We start from the raw sequence: 19,402 nt of genomic DNA, 5'->3' as shown, positions 1-19,402 counted from the left end.
CGAGAGATAAAAAGGATTAATCCGGATTCTTCTCTTCGCCCAGTTTTTTTTCAAGTTGCAGCAGGAATGATTTACTGATTTCCGTCAGCTCGTTCAGTCGCGCCGCAACCCTTTGATTGAGACTGCCTTCGGGATATTCTCCACTGTCGCCGGGCTCCCCGGCTGGCAAATTCGTCAAGATGCCAATAGCCTGATCGACATTCTCGATTGGGTATATATGGAACTGTCCGGCCTTGGCAGCCGCCACTACATCCTGGCGCAGCATCAGATGCTTGACGTTCGTCGAGGGGATCAGCACACCCTGTTCACCGTTTAATCCTCTGGCCGCGCAGATATCGAAGAACCCCTCTATTTTTTCGTTCACTGCGCCGATTGCCTGCGCCTGCCCAAGCTGATTTACCGACCCGGTCACGGCGAATGCCTGATTGATCGGTGCGCTCGCAAGATTGGAAAGCAGCGCGCACAATTCGGCCATAGAGGCGCTATCACCCTCGACCATCCCGTAGGATTGCTCGAACACCAGGCTGGCGGACAGCGCAAGCGGCTGGTTCCTGGCATAGCGCGCCGCCAGAAAAGAGGAGAGAATCAGTATCCCCTTGGAGTGAATGGCGCCCGAGAGCTTCACTTCACGTTCGATATTGATCAGTTCTCCGTCGCCAAAGCGGGTGGTGGCGGTAATCCGGGTCGGCTGGGCAAAGGCAAAATTACCCAGTACGATCACCGAGAGGCCATTGACCTGGCCTGCTACCGCACCCTCTGTATCAATCATCAGGGTGCCGCGCAGTATTTCTTCATGCAGCCGGTCTTTCAAGCGATCCTGCCGGCGGATCTGCGTATCGATAGCCCGCTGCACGTCACCGGCGGCAACCACCTCATGACCGGCTTCCCGGGCCCAGTGATCAGCTTCGCGTAGTAAATCGGCCACGCTGCGCATGTGTATGGAGAGCCTTTCCGCATCGCCAGCCAGGCGCGCACTGTGCTCGATGACTCTTGCCACTCCGCTGCGGTCGAAAGGCAGCAACGCTTCCTTCCGGGTCAGTGCGGATATCAGGCGTGCATACATCATAAGCGTATCTGCACTGCGCTCGATGCGCTCCTCGAAGTCCGCCGCCACCTTGAACAGTTCGCTGAATTCCGGATCGTATTCCTGCAACAGGTAATAGAATAGACGATCGCCGAATAGAACTATTTTGGCATCGAGTGGGATAGGTTCCGGCTCCAGCGACACAGTGCTGATCAGGCTGTACATCTGCCCCAGGGATTCAATGTGAATCTCACGGGATTGCAGCGCCCGTTTAAGCCCTTCCCAGGCGAATGGCTGCACCAGCACTTTGCGAATGTCCAGCAGCAGATAGCCGCCGTTCGCCCGGTGCAGCGCACCGGGCTTGATCAAGGTAAAATCCGTGACGAGCGCGCCAAGCTGGGCAATATGCTCCACTCGTCCGATAAGATTCGTGTAGGTTGGATTATCTTCGCTGATGATGGGTGCCCCAGCTTTTTTACCGTTCGTTGCCAGTACATTCACCTGATAGTTGTGGAACGTCTGGCGGGTGACGATAGTCATGCCGGAAATATTGGCGGACTCTTCCTGTTTGCGGAAATCGTCCACATGCTCCACCATATCCTGTTGTACCGCATCGAGATATTTCAGCACCTCGGGCAGATCGGCATAAATGGCGCGCAATTCATCTATCATATGCTCGACCGCAGATAGCGCAATTTCACGGTTGAGCTCCTTGACCCGCTCACTGCGTTCTCTCCGCCATTGCGGCACGTGGCTCAGGATCTTTTCCAGACGTTCCTGCAACTCGGCAATAGCGGTTTCTATCCGCTTTCTTTCTTCTTCCGGCAGTTTTTCATATTCGTCCGGTGGAATCACCTCCTTGTTGCGAGTCGGGGCAAAAGCAAATCCCTCGGGTGTGCGCAGCAGAGTGACCTCCTGCTTTTCGGCGTCATCACCCAGTCCCTTGAAAATATCCTCCTGCCGCTTGTGAAACTCCGCCTGGATTGCCGCCGTCTTGGCGCGATACTCATCGCTTTCAAACAGCGCGGGGATTGCACTGCGCAAATAATCCACCAGCTTCTCCATGTGCTGGCGCAACTCCTCTCCCCTGCCGGATGGCATTCGGAGCGCGTGGGGTTTGTGCGGCTGGGTAAAGTTATTGATATAACACCAGTCGTCCGGTTCTCGCTCGTCATGCGCTTTTTTTTCGAGGAACTGCTGCACCGAGCTCTTTTTTCCCATGCCCGATGGTCCGAGCACGAAAAGATTGTAACCCTCATGACGAATGCTTGCGCCGAAGTGCACTGCATCCATGGCGCGTACCTGCCCGATGATTTCCGTCAGATCCTCCAGATCTGCCGTGGTTTGAAATCCAAGCTGATCGGGGTCGCACGGGCTGCGGAGCAGTTGATGGTCCAGTGGAGAAAGAGTTGTCATTTTTTCCGGGTAACGGCAATGCCGTCTTATTAGTTGTTATGCTGCACAGGACATGGAGCTTATCTGTTTTCGTTATCACGATACTCGGCATCCACCACCTTGCCGCGCGGACCGGATCCGCTCGGCCGCGGTTCACCTGTTGCTGTGTCTACATTGGGAGGCTGTTCCGGTCCTTCCCAGCGGGTTTCCCCATAGGGCGCCCCTTTCTGGGCCTGGCCGGATTGCGCATAGAGTGTGGCCCCTGCCTCCTTCAGCGCCTTTTTTAATGCCTCGGCTCTCTCGGTGGCGAGGGAAACGTCTTTTCTGACCAAAGCTTCTTTTGTTTCGCGCAAGGCTGATTCAACCCTTTTTTTCAGCTCATCGGTGAGCTTGTCAGTAAAGTTGGCAAGCATTTTCTCAGCCTCGTAACATGTTGCGTCGGCGGCATTGAGCTTTTCCGCATCATCGCGCCGTTTCTTGTCAGCCTCGGCATAATGCGCCGCATCATCCACCATGCGTTTCTTGTCATCCTCGGAAAGTCTGGTAGAACCGGATATGCTGATGGACTGCGACTTGCCGCTCGCCACATCACGTGCGGAAACACCGAGAATGCCGTTGGAATCAATGTCGAAGGTCACCTCGATCTTGGGAACGCCGCGGGGTGCGGGCGGCAGGCCATCCAGATTGAATTCGCCCAGACTGACATTGTCGGCGGCCATGGGGCGTTCGCCCTGGAAGACATGTACGGTGACACTGGTCTGCATATCGGCTGCGGTGGTAAAAGTTTCAGTGCGTTTAACCGGGATGGGGGTATTACGGCCAATCAGGGAAGTCGCGATTCCGCCCAATGTTTCCACTCCCAGCGTAAGCGGTGTAACATCCACCAGCACGATTCCGCTTACCTCTCCCGCCAGCACCCCGGCTTGAATTGCGGCGCCGGCAGCTACGCATTCCATCGGGTCTACCCCCATCTCCGCCTTGCGCCCGAAGAGCTCCTCGAAGTAGGCGTGCACGACCGGCATGCGAGTCGGCCCGCCAACGAATACAACACGGTCCACATCTCGAGGAGCAATGCCAGCGTCATGCAGAGCCTGCTCAACCGGGCCGCGGCAGCGCTCGATCACCGGGCGCACCAGACGTTCCAGTTCGGTGCGGTTCAGATCCATTTCAAGATGACGAGGCTCGCCGTTCACGGTGGCAAGATAGGGCAGGCTGATGTGGGTAGTGATGTTGGCGGTGAGTTCGATCTTTGCTGCTTCCGCCGCTTCCAGCAGGCGTGCCGCCGCCTTGGCATCATTACGCACGTCCACGCCTACAGCCATATGAAAGCGCTCCACCAGATGCTCAAAAATACGCTGGTTCATGTCAGTGCCGCCAAGCTGGGTGTCGCCGCTGGTGGCCTTGACCTCGAACACGCCCTTGCCAAATTCCATGATAGTAACGTCCAGCGTGCCGCCGCCCAGATCGATCACGGCGATGCGCAATTCCTGGCCCAGCCGGTCCAGCCCGTAAGCCAGTGAAGCAGCCGTCGGTTCGTTGACGAGGCGTACAACCTCGAGCCCGGCAATACGGCATGCGTCCTTGGTTGCGGAGCGTTGATTGTCGTCGAAATAAGCAGGCACCGTCACCACGACTTTTGCCACGGCTTCACCCAGAAAGGCTTCGGCATCGCGCTTGATCTTCTGCAACAAAAAAGCAGAGAGCTGTTCCGGCGAGTATTCGCGTTCTCTTAGACGGATGATTTCCCGTTTGCCCATCCTGCGCTTGAAAGCGCTGGCGGTTCCTTCCGGATTTGCCGCCGCTTGGCGCCGTGCCGGCTCGCCTACCAGAATCTGCCCGTCGGCGGTAAGCGCGACGTAGCTGGGGAACGCTTTGCCACCGATGCTGATACCCTCGGCGCTGGGAATAATAACCGGCCGTCCGCCGCGTAGAACCGCGGCTGCAGAGTTGGAAGTGCCGAGGTCGATACCAATGATAGCCATATACCTCCCGAAATTTCTGATTCGCTACATAAAATAAACAAGTGCGACTGTAAAAGCTCCTACTACATGATAGTTCATGCAACGGCTTTCTGAAGTGTTTCAAGTATCACCCTTCGCAATTCACGCCATTGAGGACCGCCCTCAAGAACATGTTTCTGGTTGATTTCCAGCTCTATTCCAATATAGGTATCTGCGGAAAAACGGCGGCGCAGGTAAGTAACAAAACCGTCAGCCCTGCCCGCGTAGGGATAGTTGCGGCGTACCATCAGGCCGGGGGCGCACGCTTTGAGGTTTGTCCGCCACCGCCTGCACAAATCCCGCTCGTGAGGTCGTGACGGATCATAAAGCAGGCCGATATCGGCATTGCGGATTTGTCCATTGAGTTCCGGCGTGAAACTGTGTGATGAGATATGGATGATTTTTTCGCCGCGTCCAATCGCCTCGGCAATACTGGCCTCGGCCGAGGTGCGATAAGGCATGTAGTAGCGTGTCAGAATCTCGCAACGGACCGCGGCCGGCGCAAATCGAATGGCCTCGGAATAAAGTTGCGGATGGTGGACCGAGCGGTTGAGATCGATTAGCAGACGGCTTGTGGCAGCGGCAAACAAAGGAGCGTCAAGCGCCTTCGCAAGCTCCTTCGCCATGCGCAGGGCGCCGCGGTCGTAGCCGCGATGGCTGCGCAGCAAAGACTCAAAGCCGCCAAAGAATTGCTGGTAGCATTGTGGAATTCGATTGCCGCCATGTTCGCAGGTAATCAAAAAGTGGAATATATCAGTCAAGGCTGCCTTATCACTCAACCTCCCTTATGACCTCCCTCATGTGAACAGCGTTTGACGACAAACCGATAAATACGCTAACTCATCCCCAAAAACATCCGCCCTTCTTCCAGACACTCGCACAGTTCCCGATAGACGGCCATCAGCCGGGTCCTGCTGTAGTCGGAGCCCAGGGCGAGCAGAATGCGGCGGGCCAGCGGACCGTGCTTCAGCATGGTTTGGAGTCCGTTCTGCCAGGTTTTTCGTTGTTCAGGCTGGTTTCCCATCATTCGTGCGATGAGATGCTGCCACAGCTCGCGGACTTCGCAACGCTGAGCGGGAAAGCCCATAAGCCGCAGATATACGGAATCCGTTATCACCGCTCGCTCGGCATCGCGTATGCAAGCCCGCATGATCCTGATCAGTGCATCCGTATCGAAGGCCTGCTGTTCCGCAAGTGGCGCACAGGTTTCATCGTAGAGAGTTCGCACAACATCAACTGCGGCAGCGGCAATGGCGAGGTTAGCCTCCGGACATTCCTGTGTGTCCACCACGCGTATTTCGATGGCGTTGCGGTCGAAGCGGGGAACTGCGCCGCGCGCATTGAGCCATTCATGCTCCAGAATTCCTTCTTCATCAAACACCGCGATGTCCTCGTACATCGGCGCCAGAATTTCTGCCTCGTACACGGCGCGGCTAGTGGCCGTTTCCGGGATCACCCGGCCTATCGTCGAGGGTATCCTTATTTGATGTGTGCAATAGTTTTCCATGCGAAAATCGAGAAAACCGGAGTTGCCGCCATCGGCGATTGGCGAACTCGCGGACAGCGCCGGGAGGATAGGCAGCAGCAGCCGGACGGCAGCGTGAAGACGCGTAAATTCATGGTCACCGGCAAAGGGCAGATTGAGATGCATGCTCTGCAGATTGGCCCAGCCATGCCGCTTGCAATTGAAGATCCGGTCATAGGCGCGATAGATATCTGCATTGTCATGTGGCCACAGCCGTGTCTCAGTGCCAGGGTCCATCCACGGATGCATGCCGCCAGGCATGAGCCTGGCCCCCATGGGTTCGAGCAGGCGATTAATTCGCTGAACCTCGCCCTGAAAGGCCGCCGGTAGGGATTCCATTTCGGAGACGGGATTTACATTTTTGAGTTCGAGCAGGTGCAGCACCAGTTCGTTGGACCATGCCAGCGCACCTTGCCCTACCTCGGAAGCGCGCGTTCCCGAGAGCCTCTGCAGCAGCTCGTCAGCCACCGGCAAGACCGAAAGAGTCTCGCGATCGACGATCATATACTCCAGCTCTATGCCGTAGCCGGAGAATGCCTGTAAGGCGTTCATCGCCCCTCGGCCTGCTCGGCAGGCTGCCGATATGAATGGATAACCAGCAAATTGGCGTCATGCGTCACAATGCCCAGCATCACGGCGCCCATAACCCGATCGATATTACTCCAGTATTCCTGGGACGGCCCGTAAGGATCGGCTATCAGAACGGTACGCTTATCCCGGTTATAGCCGGCCATGACAACAAAATGGCCGGCCGGATAGCCGCGCACATCGTCCGGTATGTCATGCGGTCCATACTCCCGCGAGGCGCGATAAAGAAAGGTAGAGCTCAATCCCGTCAGGATAGGCAGACCGCGACGCAAGAGGCCGTGAATGAGTGACTGAGAGAGGTCGGTCAGGCGCAGCCTTCCGCCCAGGCGCAGAAATTCCAGATAGCCGTCGGTGGCGTGCCGCAGCCTGGGATTCTCTTTTACCTCGCGCTGCTGCCGGAGCCGATCGGCAATATTCACTCCGGCGACAAACCAGGTGGGATCGAATACAGTAAGGTTATATGTATATATTGTCGCCTGAAAGCCATTGCGCAGAGCATCGCAAGCCAGAAAAACAGCGAAGGTGCCACCGCCGCTTTCCAGTTTACGGGTGCGGGCAATGATGCTTTCCAACGGCTCGGTCTTTCCCCAATAACTGTAAATGGTATGCAGGCAGGTGGGTCCACAGGTCGTTTCATCCGGCTGCGGCAGGGTTGTGACCGGCAAGCGTAATGTGGTCCGGAGCATGGCAATAAATCTGATTACTGCCTGGGAATTACCGCGCTCAAGCGTAGCAATCAGATAAGATTAAGCAAAGTAAAGTAAAGGTTATCACGGCGATGATCGAAAAGGAATCGGGCTTCCTTGAGAACAGGCCTATCGGAACTCCCCGGCGAGAGTTGAGGGGGATCAGGTCCATCGTGTCCAATATGGCCGCGAATGGGCGCGATTTTGTTCCAGCTTATTTCCGAAATCAACGCTCAAACGTAATGCTTTTTATGTCGTGCCCAACAACTGTTTCAGCTTCTTCCACGCCGGCTCATCGGCAGTGATACCCGCTTCCTCATTGACGAACTCTACCGTAACTGCGCGCTCCTGCGCGGATAGCGCTTCCTGCTTTTCCTGCAATAATTCCAGCACGGCGAGATCGGCTTCAGAGGCATCGTTCGATTGACTCTGTCGCTGCATGATGCGTGAACGCAATGTCGCTGTGCTGGATTTCATTGACGCGATGGCAAATGGCGCCGCCAATTCATGTGCGAGCTGACGGAAATGTTCACGCTCATTCTGATTGAGAAAAGCAGCATCTACAATCACCGGCATACCAGCGGTGAGCAAGCCTTTAGCCAATTCGAGGAGTCGTGCGTACGTCCGCCGTGTCGCGTCCGCGCTGTAAATGCTGCTCGCATGCGTGCTGCTATCCGCCAGCGGAGCCAGTCCGAATAAACGCTTGCGTTCCACATCGGAGCGGATGCGGATTGCCTGAAGCTGCTCCAGCGCGGCCTGCGCAAAGGTTGTCTTGCCAGATCCCGGCAAGCCGTGGGTGATGACCAGCCCAGGCTGGTAATACCCGACGCGTTCCACAGCCAGAGCAAGAAAACTGCGGCACCTTGCCAGACCCTCGGCCTTGACGCGTTTGGACAGGCTCGTCTGTCTGGCGCGGATTGCGTTGACCATGGCGCGAACGGCGGCACGGTAGACGATATAGAAGCGCAATACGGATACGCCATCATAATCACCGGTGACCTCCAGATAGCCATTCAAAAAACGGTAGGCCAGGTCAGCGCGCTTGTAATGCAGCAGATCCATGACGGTAAAGGCAACTTCGCTCATCACATCGATCCAGCGCAGCGCAGGATCGAACTCGATACCATCGAAGGGAACGGGCTGCCCATCAATGAGTGCAATATTGCCAAGATGCAGATCTCCATGACACTCACGTATAAAACCCTGTGCGTGGCGATGTACGAAGTGTTTCTTGCATCCGGCATATTCTTTTTCACTGGCATGGCGCAAGGCGGCCACACTGCCTTCATCTTTGCTGCCCTTGAGCGCGGCTTGCAGCCGGTCCAAAGTTTGCGCCACCGCTGAATATATGACATCTGGGGAACCGAACGCTGATGCTGCTTCCGTTACGGGCAGGGCATTATGGAAATCTGCGATCTTGAACGCCAGGCTGTCGATGTGCTCTGGCAAAATTTTATTGTGTGCCGCCAGTCGATCGAACTGCCCGGAAGCGGGGAAACGCCGCATCCGGATAGCATATTCTATAGCTGGCAGTGCTCCGAACTCGGGTCTTTCCGGCGTGCCGCCGATGGGAATGACATCAAGATATATTTTCGGCGCGAGACGCCGGTTAAGCCGAATTTCTTCATCGCAATAATAGCGGCGCGATGCCAGGCTGGTAAAATTGAGAAAGCCCAAATCGACTGGTTTCTTTATCTTATATGCATACCTCCCGGCTAGCAGTACACACGAAATGTGCGTCTCGGCCAGCCGTACGCTCCTGGCCGCATGAGGATAGCGGCTACAGTCCATCAAGGCCTTGATCAGTCTGTTTTGAATATCTCCTTCAGCTCGTGGAGTATGGGGAAGCGGTTGTGATTGTTTGGGCGGCATGTCCATTACGACGTCATTACGCTGTTCAGGCAAATAAGAATAATGTACTCACGGGTTACGCCAAAAGGTTGAGGCAGGCTTGATCCATGAAGTTACATGCTGCAGACACCCAACGGGAATTTCAGCTGAACTGTTCCGTGAAAGACGTGAGAAACCGCGCAAACGAGTCTGCCCGCAGCCTGTTTATTCCCGCCGCCGCCTTGCGGCCGCCTCCAGTCTCAAACTTCATGCAAAGTATATCGGCGCCCTGCGGATTTGCCTTCGATGAACGCACGCTGACCGAGTAATCTCCGTATCGGTTGGGCGTGATCACTGCATGAGCGCGCGACGGGTTGCTGTTCGCAAGTCTATTTGCAAAGATACCACTCACCCGCCTCGCCCAAGGCGCATCCGGCAGTAAATAAGCCGCATGGTGAACGCCCTCCAGCACGGGAGACAAAGAATCGATCATACCGATATCATCACGGAACCCCGTTTCAAGCCGAGTAAAGGCGGGCGATTCGGCGATAAAAACAAATGGATCAGGATATGGCTTCATTTTTTCATACAGCTCAACCGGAGGGTAATGCAGATCTTCCACGGTATCGCCGTATCCGTTGTAGTTCAGGTACTCGCCCAGGCGCGCCAGCTTTTCTATTTGCCGTTCGGCAAGTCCCACCGATTCCGCCAGCGCGCAGGCACGTTGCCCAAGGTTGTCGCCAAAGGCGGCAACGATTGCCCATAATCGATACCGTCCCTCCAGATGGCGATCAACCAGAATACTGGTACACACATCTGCCGATACGTCAATGTGTGGGATGAAATTATCGTGCCGGGGTATTTCGCCGGCATAGTGGTGATCGAAGTATTCGACGGTTGCGCCAGCTTCGAGCAATCGCATGAGTCCTGTACGATTACTATCCAGTGAAATATCGAGCACGATTATCTGATCGCCAGACCCAGCCTGCACCCGATCAAGCAGCCTGATATCCCGCTTGACCCCGGTGATCAGTTCTGCCGGTGCCGGGTCTGCCAGCCGAAGCTGATGCAGCGCGCATAATCCATCGGCATCGCCGTTGAATGCGTAGTAGCGGCTCATATTTGTCGGTTTCCCAAAATTACGAGGGACAGCCTCCGTATTTATGAAATCAGGCATTGGATATTATACCTTGCCGAATCCTTCTCCCCGGTAAACTATCCTGCTCAGCTACAGATTCAACCTGTCCCTTGCGTACGATTCGCCGGCTGACAAGGCTTCGCGGGAAGAGACCAATTGGTTTCTGACCAGGATATTCAAGCCAAAGTGATGCTCGAGTAGACTTGCATAGATTTTTTTCGAACACTGGTACCTGGGGTATTCAGTTGCTCAGTGTAGGGGCGCCGGAGATAACCTTGCATCATCTCCGGACGAGGCAGTACGGCTAGCGGCTAGTGATGACCCTGGCTTGCATTTCCTCTGCCGTCAGGTAGGGCGATGCGAACGTTTTGCATCATCCCCTGGTCCTCATGGTCCAGGATGTGGCAATGCAGCACGAAGTCACCGATGTAGCGTTGATAACGGGTGCGGACGACCAGTGTGTACTGACCAGGAGGATTGCCGGGGGGAACCAGGTTTTTCACCCATAGCGTATCCTTCCACACGCCCTTCAGGGCGCGATACTGCGGATCGGGAATTCCATCTGTAGTATCCATCGAATCCACGGCGTCAGCGGTACTGACGTCTTTCCCGTTGGGATCCAGTATTTTAACGATCTGGAACGGATTGATGTGGATATGGAAGGGATGGCTGACGAAATCCGATTTCAGCGTCCATTCATCCACCCCGCCCAGTTTGAGTACCCGGTCGATTCTACCTGGATCGTAGGGTTTGCCGTTCACCTGGAACTGTGCCGGATTTTGGTTGACGTCTATATTGAACGTCATTTCCTGCGTGCCGGTAACTTCGCCATTCTCGATGTCGGCATGCGGCACGAACTTGGAAAGCTTCAACCCATCGCGCAGGTCGCTTTCCACCTTGCCCCGAATCTGTCCCGGCATATTAAGCCTGGCTGCGGTAACGAGTTCCGAAGTCAAGTAACGAGTGACATCGTCCGGAACGGGCCGGTCCTGATCGACGCGGACGAAACCCAGCAGTTGACGGGACGGCGCAGTCTGTTCGACACTTGCAGATGCTGAAGCGGCGTCATCAACCACGCAATAAACACCGGATTGCGGAAACACCATCAAAGCATCCCAGCGGTAGGCAGGCTGATAAACCGTGACATCTGTCTTGATCACGGCTTTTGTGGTCAGCCCATCCGCTGCGATCAGATACTGGGGCAATGCCGGACCGGTGCAATTCTCTTGCACGTACGCGTCGTGCTGGGCTGCCGTTAATCGGGCCGAACTGCGGCTGCCTTCCTTAAGCTTGCGGAATTTCAGATTGATGGTATCGCGAACGCCGCCATGAATTACGCGCCAACGTTCAATCTGACCCGTTTTCGCCCCTTTAAAGACGGGGAGGACCTGGCCATTGATACTCGTATACCTGCCCGAAGCTGGCCACGATCCGGGACCGAACTGGTCATAACCTTCGACACCGCCAACATCCCTGGGATCGCATTTATAGCTGCCGTCCGGGTTTGTCTTGATCTTCCCCTGGGCATCGCGGCAGGCGTACTGGATTTGCTGCATAACCAGTAGACGCTCCGTGAAAGGCTGAGTGCTGGTGGGCGTAAGCAATGTATCGATATCGCCGTTCGCGTTCTGCGAGGGGAAACGTGTGCCGCGGATGATAAGCGCCCCGGCCATGCCGCTGGCCACTTGCAATGCGGTGGATCCATGGCGGTGCGTGTGGTACCAGAATGTGCCTGCGGGGTGGTCTGACGGCACCTTGTACTCATACTGGAAGCTGACGCCGGGGTTGATGGAGATCAGCACGTTATCACCGTTTCCAGCAGGGTTTACCCATAGGCCATGGGTATGCAGATTTGTCCCGTTGAAGCAGTGAGGCGTGTTGACGTTCTCAATCTTCGTCGAGCAACTTGGATCCGGCGGCAACTGATTGTTCAACGTCATCCGGATCGTCTCACCAGGAAAGATTGAGATGGTAGGCGATACATAAGGAGCATCAGGATTGACTCCCTTGCCCTGATAGCTCCGCAGCTTCACCGCGTCGTAACGGTGTTCAGCCGGATTCCAGATCTTGCCGTCGGTGTAGGTGACATTCAGATCTAACGCTGTTTCGGTTGCCGGCAGAGGCATGCCTTTGGCCACGGCGCGCGGCTGAGCTTGGCGGATGATGTTCAGCAAAGGCGGATTTTCCACCACGCGCGAATGCTCCAATTGGGCATTTGCAACGGATGTAAAGGCGCACAACGCAACTGCGGACAGTGCAAGGGCGGGGAGGGGACGGGACACCAGGGACATGAAATTCTCCAATTGAACCAACATGGATACACGAATATTGCGGACTCAGTTACTCTCGGTTGCTCTTAATTGCTCTCATTTGCTAATGGGTACATAAATCAAATCGATGCTTTCAATTTCTCGGGGCTGCGGAGCACGAGCGGGCTCACCCGGCGCTTCGACTTCCAGGCGCAGCCGCACGCGTCCGCTTGTGATGACGTTCTGGGGAAGAGGGATGGTGTGCGTAACGGCTTCTTCTTGTCCGCTTAGTGCAGGGAAAGACGAGGCGGTACCGAGCAGTACTCCATCGGGAGTACTGATCCTGATCTCCGTCCCTCGCGGAAGTGCGCCCGCGCGAATCTGGACCCAAACTGCTTCCCCATTGGCGGGTGGGCGCGTGATCGGCAATTCGATCAGATTCGGCCGGGTTTCATCCTCTGCGATTGCGCTGCTCATACACGCGGCGGAACACATCAGTACGACAATGACTGACGCAAGGCGCAATCGTAATTTGCGTAATCCGCATAATCCGCGTAATCCGCATAATCCGCGTAATCCGCACATCATCTTCCCGGTCAATGCGCTTCCACCACGATGGAAAGAACTTCTGCCCTTGTCTCCACGCCGTGCTTTGCCGTCAGTACTCCAGGCATTGCCATTTTTTCCGGAACAACCTGGATATTCAATGGCGCGCCTGCCTTGAGCTGATTACCCTCACGAATCGCGGCAAGTGCACCTGAGAGAGGTACCGTGAATGTGATGGGTGCGTGCACGACGTGGTGACCGAACATCGAAAGAGTACCCACGTAATGCGGACTTGATGGACCAATCGCGGCATTGTCGGGCGCATTTACCAGAACAGCGAAATCATGGCCATGCGCCAGTGGAGGCAGGGCGAGCGTAACCTTCGCAAACAGCGTTGGCGCGTCCGGTCGTGATCCTGCCTGGAGCAGCGCGGGTGGAATCGTCACAGCGCCACTGGCCGCATCTCCCGCGCTTATTGTCGAATCAGTAACTTGCGCGCTGAAACGCTCGATCCGGGCTGCCGCAGCCGCCTTGGCGGCAGAGGCGGCCAGACCTTTTGGAACGATCTGCTCACCTGATCCGGGCTGATAGCTGTAGTTGAAATCTCCTATCGTGGCATAGTCGCCGGCGGTTCTTTTGGTTACCGGCTTCCCTTTCGAATCGACAAAGAACATGAACGGTTCTTTTGACCATGCCTTGTAATCCGGATCTTCCGGCAGCACCGGGTATCCAAGCGCCTGCTGCTTGCGGGTCCACACGTCCCAAAGCCGGTCGATGTTCGCGTGGTGCAGGAAAAAGAGAGGGTCGACAGGCGACAGGTTGGCCTGCATGAAACCGCCGCTGTCAGTGGTTTCGCCGCCTTGATCGGTGAAGATACCCCCAACACAATTATGAACCCTGTTGTGCGGTTGGCCTTCCAGTACGCCGAATCCGGTCAAACCGCTATGACCCGCGGTTTTAGGGCTGTTGAAGGTGGTGAAATCCCGTGGCGAAAGTGCAGCCAGCAGCGTTTCCAGCGAAACAGCCTTTGTCGTTTTCTCATCAAATCCAGGCTTCTCTCTCGTCAAGCCGCGAGCATGGGCTTGATCGAAAAAGAACAGGCCTCTCGGGTCATTCAGGATATCGAACCAGAGATCATCGGGAGATCGGACCCCGCGAGCGAGGAGTTGGCCATATTGCGTCTCGTCGTCAAATTGACCGTCCTTATAAATTCGTTTCCAGTAGCTCGCCTTCGCGACAACGTCGCGGAATCGGGCCTGGAATTCTCCGGATTGCCCAATATAGGCAGGATGAGCCGGTGTGAGCACATCCTCAAACATGACGTCGGGAACACCCGGTTGAAACGGACTTCTGGGGTCCGTGTTTTCGGTCCAATCCCAATACGGAAGCGCAAAACTCGGATCGCCGCTGAGCTCCCGGCAAATCTGCTCGAACCATCCTATATAGCCGCGATGCCAAACCAGAAACCACCAGTTGCCGTGCGGGCAGTCCATCGTGTGCGTGAGGGCAATGCGGTACCAGTTGCGCGGATCTTCCGGCGGCAGCCTGAGCATTGCATGGATCGCCTTTTTGTAGCTATTGATGGTTCGCTTCGCCTCCGGATTTAAAAGGTTCAAGCGCCGGTACTTGGCAGTCCCTTGTGCATACGATTGACCGAATGGAAGCGCGGCCGCGCCCACTGCAGTAGCAGCCGCAGCTGTCGCTTTTAAAAATGTGCGGCGTGACATGGGTGATGATGACTGCAATTTCTTGTCTTGCATTGAATAAACCTCTTTATGATTATTGATTATTGATTATTGATCGGGCATTACGTGGCTGGTTAGCCTGATTTGATTTGGGTAGGTGATTTCAGGAGCATGGAAGGGATGGGAACGGTGAAGGAGTATTATCTACATGTTTTGCTGCATTATTTTTGTCAATTCGTGCAAGCCAAACGCTTACTATGAAGACGAAGGGCACACAATTAGATACTCAAATGGGATTTCTGGGTAGCTGTAAGATCTTACAGGTATGAACTCGGAGACAGTTCGTTCGCTAGGCGTTGTACTTCAACGGGAGGGTGACGCCATGAATGTCCTGTTGTGCGATGGAGATCACAATTGCGATAGGCAAATTGCATCCGACAACAGCAATTTTGTGTATTCAGTACGCATAAAAAACGGATTGACTTTATTCGGGCCTGTTTTTTTCGCTCGGCACCGTGTGGCTAAAGAGTCAATGGCTGCGCGATGGCAAGTGCTCAGTGCTGAAGGTCCCGAGCGTGGTAATCCCGGTCGAGCGCAACCTGTTGCTTGATCCCACCCACCCTGACTTTGCCAGGATCAAGACCGGCCAGCCCGAGATACCTGAGAGCGGTTTGCGATTGATGCGCAATCTTTCGGAAAGTCTAAAGAAGGATGCAAATAAGCCGTAGTCATCCTAAGGCAATGGTGTTTCTTGAGGTGGCGGACAAAATTCATGATGGAAAAAGTACGTAAAGAGCGAATACTTATCCTAGCAAAAACCTATCCATCCCCCAGCACCCAATACGTAGAAACCTCTTGCATCGCTGGAATCAACGAGCATGCTGCCATGCGCCACATGCATCCGGTTCCGTTTCGACTAATCGGGAGAGATCAACAGTTCAGGAGATGGAGTGGATCGAGGCGCGAATTGAGAAAGCGAATCGAAATCATCGCAAAACCCTCGCTGTGTGGGATTCGGCGTGGCTTCCAGTGCCGTAGGGAGGGCTTGAACCGGAATTGTTATCGGCGGCGAACTAGATCGGTCTCAAAAAAAGCATCGACCCCATCGAGCCATTTGCGTAGTGCCAGCGCGACACTTTCGATCTTTCCATCTCGAAATGCGCATTCCCAGATCACAGCCACCCGCCAGCCCAAGGCTATCAGTTTTGCGATATGTTGTTGGTCACGGTCCATATTTGCATTGAACTTGATGGTCCAGAAATCTCGATTCGATGCTGGAGTAGTGCACCAGTGACAACCAGGATGCCGATGCCAGAAACAGCCATGCACGAACACCACTGCTCGACGGCTAGGAAAAACGATGTCAGGACGGCCCGGAAGGTCGGCGACATGGAGGCGGTAGCGCAGGCCTGCAGCATGCAGGCGCCGTCGCAGAAGCAGTTCGGGTTTGGTGTTTGCGCCCCGGATGCCGGCCATCATACGAGAACGAGTTGGAGGATCAACCACATCCGCCACGGTTTACTACCTCTCTTTTTTTGTGCAACGTGATACTCTTCATTCATTTTACCCTTAGCATCTAGAGAATTCTGAATGTCGTCAAAATATGCCGTCGTAGACATTTTTGCTGGTCCCGGGGGCTTGGCTGAGGGGTTTTCCAGCGTCCTCGACAGTACTGGCGATCGCCCCTTTTCTATCGCGCTCTCCATCGAGAAAGAGACGACGGCTTATTCTACCCTACTGCTTCGTAGCTTCCTTCGTCTGTTCGGCGGCAACCTTCCGGACAACTATTATCGGTTCCTGAACGAGGGGACCGCCGAACCGGACTGGGCTGAGCTCTATCCGAAGGAATGGGCGAAGGTCAAGGAGGAAGCATGGCAGCTTGAGCTGGGCGTCGAAGATTCTGCCGACCGACTCGACGCCCGGCTTGACAAAATCCGTGATACCAATGCAGGAAATGTCGTGCTCATCGGGGGGCCGCCCTGCCAAGCCTATTCTCTTGTCGGGCGAGCCCGAAATCAGGGCAAGGAAGGCTATAGTCCGAAGGAGGACCGACGCCACTTCCTATACGAGGAGTATATTCGTATTCTTAGGCGGCTACGTCCCGCCGCGTTCGTGATGGAGAATGTGAAGGGAATGCTCTCGTCGTCGGTCGATGGGAAAAGCCGCATATTCGACGGTGTACTGGAAGATCTCCGCGGCGATCATAGGGATAGTGAGCGCTACAGGTTGCTTGCCTTAGCGCCTCGATTGGGACGGCAACTGGATGTTGGGCGGCTTGAACCAAAGGCCGTGGACTTCGTAATCCGATCCGAGGATTTCGGAATTCCGCAGGCGCGTCACCGTGTCATCGTCGTCGGAATACGTGGTGACCTTGCCCAGCGGATTCCTGACAGCTCGCTCGGTGCGTGGCTCGATCACCGCCGTTCTTCAGTCACAATTGGCAGCGTGCTTGATGGGATGCCAAGGCTCAGGAGCGGCCTCAGCAAATCAGCGGATGGCGATAGCGAATGGCGTAATGTCGTGCTTCGAGCAATGGCAAAGGTGGCGGAGATCGATTCCGGCTTGCCCGCCGACCAGCATCTGGCATTTGCCACGCGAGCGGCGAAGTATCGTGCATGTCTCGCCGCCACAAACGAGCTACCAGGGCGTGAAGGCAAAGGTGTAGGCATCGCGGCCAAGTGCCCCGCCGAGCTGCGGGATTGGCTCATTGATACCCGCCTCACCACGCTTCCAAACCATCAGGCGCGGTGTCATATGGAAAGCGATCTTGCACGCTACTTCTACGCTGCGGTCTACGCGGAGGCGAGCGGTCGCTCGCCGAAGGCCTCGGATTTTCCTCCCGATCTTGCACCGGCCCACCAGAACTGGACATCCGGAAAATTCGCCGACAGGTTTCGTGTACAGCTTGCCGGAGCGCCATCCACGACCGTCACCAGTCACATCTCAAAAGACGGACACTATTTTATCCATCCCGACCCACTCCAATGCCGGAGCCTTTCGGTGAGGGAAGCGGCGCGCCTTCAGACATTTCCTGACAACTATTTCTTCAAGGGCAACCGCACTCAGCAATATATCCAAGTTGGCAATGCCGTACCGCCGCTACTGGCCCGCTGGATCGGCGAGGCGCTGAGCGCAATACTGATCGAGACTGAGCACGTGGGTGCTGGCCTATCACCCGAGCAAAACGATAACAGGAAGAGGCTTTCCCATGTCGCCTGAGTTTGACATTGCCAATCCCGGAGCGGTGGAGCTCTTCGAATCCCTTCGTGCATTCGGGTACGACCTTCCGACTGCGCTGGCTGATATCGTAGACAATAGCATCACTGCCCGCGCCCGTAACATCTGGATCGATCTCAACTGGAAGGGAGCAGACTCGCGGATCATCATCCGTGATGACGGCGACGGGATGACGGAAATGGGTTTAGTGCAGGCTATGCGCCCTGGGAGTCTCGGCCCGCTCGCCGAAAGGTCTGCGAATGATCTCGGCCGCTTCGGTCTTGGCATGAAGACCGCATCGATTTCCCAATGCCGATGCCTGACGGTAATGAGCAAGGCAACGTCCTCCACCACAGTCGTCCGACGCTGGGATCTCGATTACATCGCCTCGACGGGAACTGGAGAATGGCGACTTCTCAAGGGTATCGATCTGCTTCCGCCGACGGACCATGAAGTGCTGGCGGATCAAGCGACGGGCACCGTCCTGTTCTGGGATCGTCTCGATCAGCTCGTCGGCGACGCATCTCTGGATGACGAAGTGGCACAACGGCATTTCAGAGAGCGCGCCGATGCGGTGAAACTCCATCTTGCCATGGTCTTTCACCGATTTCTGCGGGGTAGAAATTCCATTCGAATTCACCTTAACGGCAGACCGATCGAGCCTTGGGATCCATTCCTCGAAGATGCGGACGCGGTTGATCCTATGCCATCTGAGACCTTGGTCTTCGGGAACGAGGAAGTGGTCGTGAAGCCGTTCATCCTTCCGCATCACAGCAAGTTATCTGCAGAACGCCATGCCTTGGCGGCGGGACCAAAAGGATGGAACGCCCATCAGGGTTTTTACATCTACCGGAACCGCCGCCTGCTGGTCGCGGGCGATTGGCTGGGCCTTGGAATGCAGAAGGAAGAGCATTACAAGCTCGCCCGAATCCGGGTCGACCTCGGCAATTCGTCCGATCTCATTTGGCAAATCGACGTCAAGAAATCGCGCGCACGACCGCCGACCGTCCTTCATAAGGACCTGCAGCGTTTGGCACGCGCTGCCAGAGGCCGGGCTGCGAAAATATACCGGCATCGCGGCAAGGTACTCCAGCGTCAGCACGGCGACAATCAAGTCTTTCTCTGGACGCACCTAGTTAGGCACGGGAAGACGTTCTACAAGGTAAATCGTGATCATCCACTCGTGCGCAAGGTACTAGGCGACACAGGCGATAAGGCAGCCGTCCGAGCCTTGCTCAACCTCGTCGAACAGGCGGTTCCTACACCGCTGATCGTAATCAACAATGCCGAAGCACCAAACGCCTTCGGCGGACCATTCGAGGATTCACCCTCTGATCTGCGTCAAGCGATGGAAGCGGTGTTTTTCGCAATGGTGGATCAGGGACGAAATCGTGCGGACGCTGCCCGGGCACTTGCTGGCATGGAGCCGTTCAATCATTTTCCAGAGCAGCTTGCTGGGTTTCTCGATGAGGTTGCCAGAAGAGAAAGCGAGATACAAGAGCTGATGAAAAGGAGGTAAT

General features: G+C 55.5%; 14 protein-coding genes. 3 read left to right on the top strand and 11 right to left on the bottom strand.

Going from position 1 to position 19,402, the window contains the following annotated elements:
* Positions 1 to 16 precede the first annotated feature (16 nt).
* The 10 genes from BMX66_RS09510 to BMX66_RS09465 all read right to left on the bottom strand — a co-directional run bounded on the left by BMX66_RS09510 (position 17) and on the right by BMX66_RS09465 (position 14,741).
* Positions 17 to 2,440: a Lon protease family protein gene (locus tag BMX66_RS09510; protein ID WP_090881516.1), complete on the bottom strand. Its 2,424-nt coding sequence runs from the start codon at positions 2,438 to 2,440 to the stop codon at positions 17 to 19.
* A gap of 59 nt (positions 2,441 to 2,499) precedes the next feature.
* Positions 2,500 to 4,401: a molecular chaperone DnaK gene (gene dnaK / locus BMX66_RS09505; protein WP_090881515.1), complete on the bottom strand. Its 1,902-nt coding sequence runs from the start codon at positions 4,399 to 4,401 to the stop codon at positions 2,500 to 2,502.
* A gap of 74 nt (positions 4,402 to 4,475) precedes the next feature.
* On the bottom strand, positions 4,476 to 5,180 hold the full coding sequence (locus BMX66_RS09500; RefSeq protein WP_090881701.1) for an N-formylglutamate amidohydrolase: 705 nt from the start codon (positions 5,178 to 5,180) through the stop codon (positions 4,476 to 4,478).
* Between the two features lie 74 nt (positions 5,181 to 5,254).
* Positions 5,255 to 6,496 carry a carboxylate-amine ligase gene (locus BMX66_RS09495; RefSeq protein WP_090881513.1) on the bottom strand — a complete coding sequence of 414 codons (1,242 nt, stop codon included), beginning with the start codon at positions 6,494 to 6,496 and terminating at the stop codon, positions 5,255 to 5,257.
* Complete coding sequence (locus BMX66_RS09490; protein ID WP_090881511.1) at positions 6,493 to 7,218, bottom strand: cysteine peptidase family C39 domain-containing protein; 726 nt, start codon at positions 7,216 to 7,218, stop codon at positions 6,493 to 6,495. The genes BMX66_RS09495 and BMX66_RS09490 overlap by 4 nt, the downstream gene beginning before the upstream one ends.
* A 249-nt stretch (positions 7,219 to 7,467) precedes the next feature.
* On the bottom strand, positions 7,468 to 9,090 hold the full coding sequence (locus BMX66_RS09485) for a bifunctional aminoglycoside phosphotransferase/ATP-binding protein (protein WP_255398893.1): 1,623 nt from the start codon (positions 9,088 to 9,090) through the stop codon (positions 7,468 to 7,470).
* A gap of 121 nt (positions 9,091 to 9,211) precedes the next feature.
* The gene (locus tag BMX66_RS09480) at positions 9,212 to 10,168 is read right to left on the bottom strand and encodes a DHH family phosphoesterase (RefSeq protein ID WP_090881699.1); all 957 of its coding nucleotides are present in this window, start codon (positions 10,166 to 10,168) and stop codon (positions 9,212 to 9,214) included.
* Between the two features lie 329 nt (positions 10,169 to 10,497).
* Positions 10,498 to 12,477 carry a multicopper oxidase family protein gene (locus BMX66_RS09475; RefSeq protein ID WP_255398892.1) on the bottom strand — a complete coding sequence of 660 codons (1,980 nt, stop codon included), beginning with the start codon at positions 12,475 to 12,477 and terminating at the stop codon, positions 10,498 to 10,500.
* Between the two features lie 75 nt (positions 12,478 to 12,552).
* A complete protein-coding gene (locus BMX66_RS09470; RefSeq protein WP_143058219.1) occupies positions 12,553 to 13,035 on the bottom strand; it encodes a hypothetical protein in 483 nt (160 codons plus the stop codon).
* Positions 13,032 to 14,741 carry a tyrosinase family protein gene (locus tag BMX66_RS09465; RefSeq protein ID WP_090881505.1) on the bottom strand — a complete coding sequence of 570 codons (1,710 nt, stop codon included), beginning with the start codon at positions 14,739 to 14,741 and terminating at the stop codon, positions 13,032 to 13,034. The genes BMX66_RS09470 and BMX66_RS09465 overlap by 4 nt, the downstream gene beginning before the upstream one ends.
* Before the next feature lie 482 nt (positions 14,742 to 15,223).
* On the opposite strand from BMX66_RS09465, the gene BMX66_RS15355 reads away from it, so the two are divergent.
* Entirely contained in the window at positions 15,224 to 15,394 is a 171-nt protein-coding gene (locus BMX66_RS15355) for an RES family NAD+ phosphorylase (RefSeq protein WP_121169265.1), read from the top strand.
* Positions 15,395 to 15,725: 331 nt separating this feature from the next.
* On the opposite strand, the gene BMX66_RS09460 is transcribed toward BMX66_RS15355, so the two are convergent.
* Positions 15,726 to 16,181 (bottom strand): very short patch repair endonuclease, encoded by a 456-nt coding sequence (locus BMX66_RS09460; RefSeq protein WP_177168769.1) that lies wholly within the window; start codon positions 16,179 to 16,181, stop codon positions 15,726 to 15,728.
* A gap of 75 nt (positions 16,182 to 16,256) precedes the next feature.
* Here BMX66_RS09460 and BMX66_RS09455 point away from each other — a divergent pair, with 75 nt between their 5' ends.
* Both BMX66_RS09455 and BMX66_RS09450 read left to right on the top strand, forming a co-directional pair.
* A complete protein-coding gene (locus tag BMX66_RS09455) occupies positions 16,257 to 17,885 on the top strand; it encodes a DNA cytosine methyltransferase (RefSeq protein ID WP_090881502.1) in 1,629 nt (542 codons plus the stop codon).
* The gene (locus BMX66_RS09450) at positions 17,875 to 19,401 is read left to right on the top strand and encodes an ATP-binding protein (RefSeq protein ID WP_090881500.1); all 1,527 of its coding nucleotides are present in this window, start codon (positions 17,875 to 17,877) and stop codon (positions 19,399 to 19,401) included. Before BMX66_RS09455 ends, BMX66_RS09450 begins: the two co-directional genes overlap by 11 nt.
* Position 19,402 lies beyond the last annotated feature (1 nt).

Source organism: Nitrosovibrio sp. Nv6, assembly GCF_900110495.1.
In the GTDB taxonomy this organism is placed as follows: Bacteria; Pseudomonadota; Gammaproteobacteria; order Burkholderiales; family Nitrosomonadaceae; genus Nitrosospira.
The sequence above is the reverse complement of the archived record's forward strand: the minus strand, read 5'-3'. Positions and strand labels throughout refer to the sequence as shown.